Origin of the sequence: Propioniciclava sp., assembly GCF_029977985.1 — a bacterium.
Lineage (GTDB): Bacteria > Actinomycetota > Actinomycetes > Propionibacteriales > Propionibacteriaceae > Propioniciclava.
Window position 1 is genome coordinate 1 of the sequence record NZ_JARKOT010000100.1, and the last position, 4,964, is coordinate 4,964.

Consider the following 4,964-nt stretch of genomic DNA (forward strand, 5'->3'; position numbering starts at 1 on the left):
GCGAGTTACCCGGGCCGGGCGCGCTGATCGCGACGCGTCAGCCCACGAGTTCCTTGGCCTTGGCGACCACGGCGTCCGCGGTCACCCCGAGCTTCTCCATGACCTCGTCGCCGGGGGCGCTGACGCCGAACCGGTTGATGCCGACGGCCTCCGTCTCGGCACCCAGGAGGTCCTTCCAGCCGACGGTGACACCGGCCTCGACGACGACCTTCGGCACGCCCGCCGGCAGCACCTCAGCGCGGTAGGCGTCGTCCTGGGCTGCGAACCACTCGACGCACGGCAGCGACACGACCCGCGCCGGAACCCCGTCCGCCTCCAGCTTCTCGGCCGCGGCCACGGCGAGTTGCAGCTCGGAACCCGTCCCGACGAGGACGACCTTCGGCTCGGCCGACGCCTCCTTCAGCACGTAGCCGCCCTTCGCGACGTTCTCGGCCCCGGCCAGGCCGGTGCCCTCGGAACGATCGAGGACCGGCAGGTCCTGGCGCGACAGAACGAGCGCGACCGGCCGGTCGGTGATGCGGAGCGTCTGCCCCCATGCCTGGGCGGTCTCGTTCGCGTCACCGGGGCGCACCACGTCGAGGCCCGGCATGAGGCGCAAGCTCATCACCTGCTCGATCGGCTGGTGCGTCGGACCGTCCTCGCCCACGCCGACCGAGTCGTGGGTCCAGACGAAGATGCTCGGCACCTTCGACAGCGATGCCAGCCGTGGTGTGGGCCGCATGTAGTCGGAGAACACGAGGAACGTGCCGCCGTAGGCCCGCGTCGTCCCGTCCATGGCGATCGCGTTCAAGATGTCGCCCATCGCGTGTTCACGGATGCCGAAGTGCAGCGTCCGGCCACCGGGGGCGCCGGTGAACTCGTGGCTGCTGCGCTCGGCCGGGATGAACGAGGCGACACCCTTCATCGTCGTGTTGTTCGAGCCGGCGAGATCGGCCGAGCCGCCCCACAGTTCGGGCACGACATCCGCCAGCGCCTCCAGTGTCTTCCCGGACGCCGCGCGCGTGCTCATCTTCCCGGGCTCGAAGACGGGCAGGGCGGCGTCCAGCCCTTCGGGCGCCTCGCGGCGCAGACAGCGGTCGAGGAGTTCGGCCTTCTCGGCGCTCTGGGCGCGCCACACCTGGAAGCGTTGGTCCCACTCGCCGCGGGCCTCGACCGCACGCCGCTTGGCGTTCTCGCGCGTGTAGGCGACGATCGAGTCGTCGAAGGCGAAGGGCTCGGCCGGGAAGCCGAGGCGCTCCTTGAGGCCTGCGATCTCCGCGCCGCCCAGCTTGCTGCCGTGCACGCTGTGGTCGCCCGCCTTCGTGGGCAGGGGCCAGCCGATGATCGTGGTCACCCGGATGAACGACGGCCGGTCGGTGACGGCCTTGGCCGCCTCGATGGCCTGGTGCAGCTGCTCGACGTTCTCGGAGTACGTCGTGAAGCCGTTCGTGAAGTCGACGTGTTGGGTGTGCCACCCGTAGGCGGCGTAGCGGGCTTCGACGTCTTCGGAGAAGGCGATCTTCGTGTTGCCCTCGATCGTGATCCGGTTGTCGTCGTAGATCAGGACGAGGTTGCCCAGGTTGAGCGTGGCGGCCAGCGAGGACGCCTCCGACGACACCCCCTCCTGCATGCACCCGTCGCCGGCGACGCAGTACACGAAGCGGTCGAAGACGGAGGTGCCGGGGGCGGCGTCCGGGTCGAAGAGCTCCCGGTCCCGGCGGGCACTCATCGCGAAGCCGACAGCATTCGCCACGCCCGTGCCGAGCGGGCCGGTCGTGCACTCGACGCCGTCGGTGTGGCCGAACTCGGGGTGGCCGGGGGTCCGGCTCTCCCACTGGCGCAGGTTCTTCAGGTCCTCCAGTTCCAGGCCGTAGCCCGCCAGGTAGAGCTGGGCGTACTGCAGCATCGAGGCGTGCCCGGCGGACAGGACGAACCGGTCGCGGCCGATCCAGCGAGGGTCGGACGGGTCGGAGCGCATCACCTTCTGGTAGAGCACGTACGCGATGGGCGCCAGCGAGATCGGCGTGCCCGGGTGGCCGTTGCCAGCCTTCTCGACGGCGTCCGCGGCCAGGATGCGGGCGAGGTCGACCGCTGAAGCGTCGCGCTCGGTCCAGGTGAAGCTCATGGTTGCCTTCCTGATGGATGCGTGGTTGCACCCGTCAGGCTAGCGCGTCCTCACGCCTCGGTCAGGGCTCGGCCGCGCTGCTCGGGCAGGACCAGCGCGGCGCCCGCGGCGAGCAGGAACGCCGCGCCGAACACGCCGAAGAGCAACACCATGCCGCCGACGCCCATCAGCACCGGAACGATGAGTGGCGCGATGATCGAGGCAATGCGTCCGAACGCCGCCGCTGCGCCCGTGCCTGCGCCGCGGATGGTGGTCGGGTAGAGCTCGGGCCCGACGGCGTACAGCGCGCCCCACGCGCCGAGGTTGAAGAAAGACAGCAGGCAGCCGGTCACGAGGATGAGCGTCTCGGTGTTGGCCAGGCCGAACCCGAGCGCGGCGACCGCCGACCCGGCGAGGAACAGCGCGAGGGTGAGGCGGCGCCCCCAGACCTCGATCAGCCACGCGGCCACCGCGTAGCCCGGCAGCTGGGCCAGCGTGATGATGAGCGTGAACTGGAAGCTCTTGACCAGCGTGAAGCCGGCGTTGTGCAGGAGGCTCGGGATCCAGATGAACGCGCCGTAGTAGGACAGGTTGATGCAGAACCAGACGAGCCACAAGGCGATCGTGCGACCGCGCAACTCGGGTGCCCAGATCGACTCGGTGCCGTGGTGCTTCGCCGGCGCCTCGTCGGGGCTGGGCACCGGGGCGACGCCCGCGGCGTCCTCGAAGACCCGCACGGACGCCTCGGCCTCGGCGTAGCGGCCCTTCGACTCGAGGAACCGGACGGACTCGGGCAGGCCCCACCGGACGAACAGCGCATAGGCGGCCGGAACGAGGCCGATGGCGAGCGCCCAGCGCCAGCCGTCGGGGTGAGTGGGGATGAGGAGGTAACCGATCAGAGCAGCCATGATCCAGCCGAGGGCCCAGAACGCCTCGAGGGCGACGACGACGCGACCGCGGATCTTCTTCGGCGCGTACTCGCTGACCAGGGTGGAGGCCACGGGCAACTCCCCGCCCAGGCCCAGGCCGACGACGAACCGCAGGGCGATGAGCATCGCCACCGAGGCAGACAGTGCGGCCGCGCCGGTGGCGAGACCGTACACGAGCAGGGTGAGGGCGAAGACCTGGCGGCGGCCGATGCGGTCGGCCAGCAGCCCGCCGAGCGACGCGCCGAGCGCCATGCCGACGAAGCCGATGGACCCGATCCAGCTGAGCGTGGTCTGGTCGAGGTGCCACTGCGCCGACAGGGCGGCCATGACGAACGAGATCATGCCGACGTCCATGGCGTCGAGGGCCCAGCCGATGCCGGAGCCGCCCAGCAGCTTGCCGTGAGCGCGGGAGAAGGGAAGCCGGTCGAGCCGCTCGGAACGGGTGAGCGTCGTCGCTGCGGTCGTCGGATCTGCGGCCATCGTGGCCTCCTCGGCCGTGGGCCCCCCTCGGTGGGAGCCGTCTGCGCGGAACATTAATGGTCGACGGTGCAAGAATCCAAGGGTCCGGCGCCCCTGATCCGACCCTGATCCCGAAAAGTGAAGGCCGCCGCAGCCCTCCGGATCATACGGGCCGGGGTATTGTTGGTCCTTGTCAAGGAGGACCCATGCATCGCATCGTCATCCTCGGCGGCGGCACCGCCGGCACGCTGGTCGCCAACCGCCTGAGGAGGAAGTACCCGGCCACCCCGATCGCCATCACCGTCGTCGACGCCGACGACGAACACCACTACCAACCCGGCTACCTGTTCCTGCCGTTCGGCATCTACTCCCCCGACCAGATCGTGCGCTCGCGGCACTCCTTCCTGCCCGACGGCGTCGAGCTCGTGCTGGCGGCCGTCGAGCGGGTGGACGCCGCCGCCCACGCCGTGCATCTCGCCGACGGCAGGACGCTCGACTACGACACACTCGTGATCGCGACCGGCGTGCAGCCGCATCCCGAGGCGACCCCGGGCGGCGACGGGCCGGAGGCAGGTGTGAGCGTCCACCACTTCTACGACCTGCCGGGCGCGGTCAAGCTGACCGAAGCCCTGCGGAACCTGCGCGGCGGCCGCATCGTGGTGCACATCGCCGAGATGCCGATCAAGTGCCCCGTCGCGCCGCTCGAGTTCACCTTCCTCGCAGACGCCTGGTTGCGCGGCAAGAACGTGCGGCAGAAGTACGAGATCGTCTACGTCACGCCGCTCGACGGTGCGTTCACCAAGCCCGTCGCCAGCCGCGAACTCGCCGATGCCCTGAGCAAGCGCGGCATCGCCCTCGAGACCGACTTCGCCGTCGCCGAGATCGACAACGACGCGAAGGAGCTCGTCTCCTACGACGATCGCCGCATCGGCTTCGATCTGCTCGTCACCGTGCCCGTGAACATGGGCGCCGACTACGTGGCGGCGTCCGGGTTGGGCAACGAACTCAACCTGGTTCCCTGCGACCAGCACACCATGGTGGCGGACGCCAGCCCCGACGTCTTCGTCCTGGGCGACGCCGGCACCCTGCAGACGTCCAAGGCCGGATCGGTCGCGCACTTCAGCGCCGACGTGTTCATGGAGAACTTCGACGCCCAGCTCGCCGGCCAGCCCCTTCCGCACGCCTTCGACGGGCACGCCAACTGCTTCATCGAATCCGGCTCCGGCAAGGGCATGCTGCTCGACTTCAACTACGACACCCAGCCCTACACGGGGCTGTTCCCCTTGCCGGTCGTCGGGCCGCTGCACCTCCTGCGCGAAACGCGCCTCAACCACTGGGCGAAGCTGGCGTTCCGGTGGGTGTACTGGAACATGCTCATCGTCGGCCGGCCCCTGCCGTTCACGACGAACATGTCCCGCTGGGGCAAGAACATCGAGGACGCGGCCGATCGTGTCCGGCGTCCCGCGGTGAAGGCGCGAGAGGCCGCGCCCGCA

The 4,964-nt window shown here is 69.9% G+C and carries 3 protein-coding genes; 1 reads left to right on the forward strand and 2 read right to left on the reverse strand.

Annotation, left to right across the window (positions count from 1 at the left end):
• Positions 1-37: 37 nt before the first annotated feature.
• Together tkt and Q1K57_RS06780 are read right to left on the reverse strand one after the other, a co-directional pair.
• The gene (tkt, locus tag Q1K57_RS06775; RefSeq protein ID WP_300080259.1) at positions 38-2,104 is read right to left on the reverse strand and encodes a transketolase; all 2,067 of its coding nucleotides are present in this window, start codon (positions 2,102-2,104) and stop codon (positions 38-40) included.
• A 50-nt stretch (positions 2,105-2,154) separates the two neighbouring features.
• Positions 2,155-3,492 (reverse strand): MFS transporter, encoded by a 1,338-nt coding sequence (locus Q1K57_RS06780; protein WP_300080261.1) that lies wholly within the window; start codon positions 3,490-3,492, stop codon positions 2,155-2,157.
• Between the two features lie 185 nt (positions 3,493-3,677).
• On the opposite strand from Q1K57_RS06780, the gene Q1K57_RS06785 reads away from it, so the two are divergent.
• The coding region (locus Q1K57_RS06785) for an FAD/NAD(P)-binding oxidoreductase (protein WP_300080263.1) at positions 3,678-4,964 on the forward strand (1,287 nt) is incomplete at its 3' end.

Coding starts and splice junctions, on each gene's coding strand:
- tkt (WP_300080259.1), bottom strand. CDS start 2,104: ATGAGCTTCACCTGGACCGAGCGCGACGCTTCAGCGGTCGACCTCGCC.
- Q1K57_RS06780 (WP_300080261.1), bottom strand. CDS start 3,492: ATGGCCGCAGATCCGACGACCGCAGCGACGACGCTCACCCGTTCCGAG.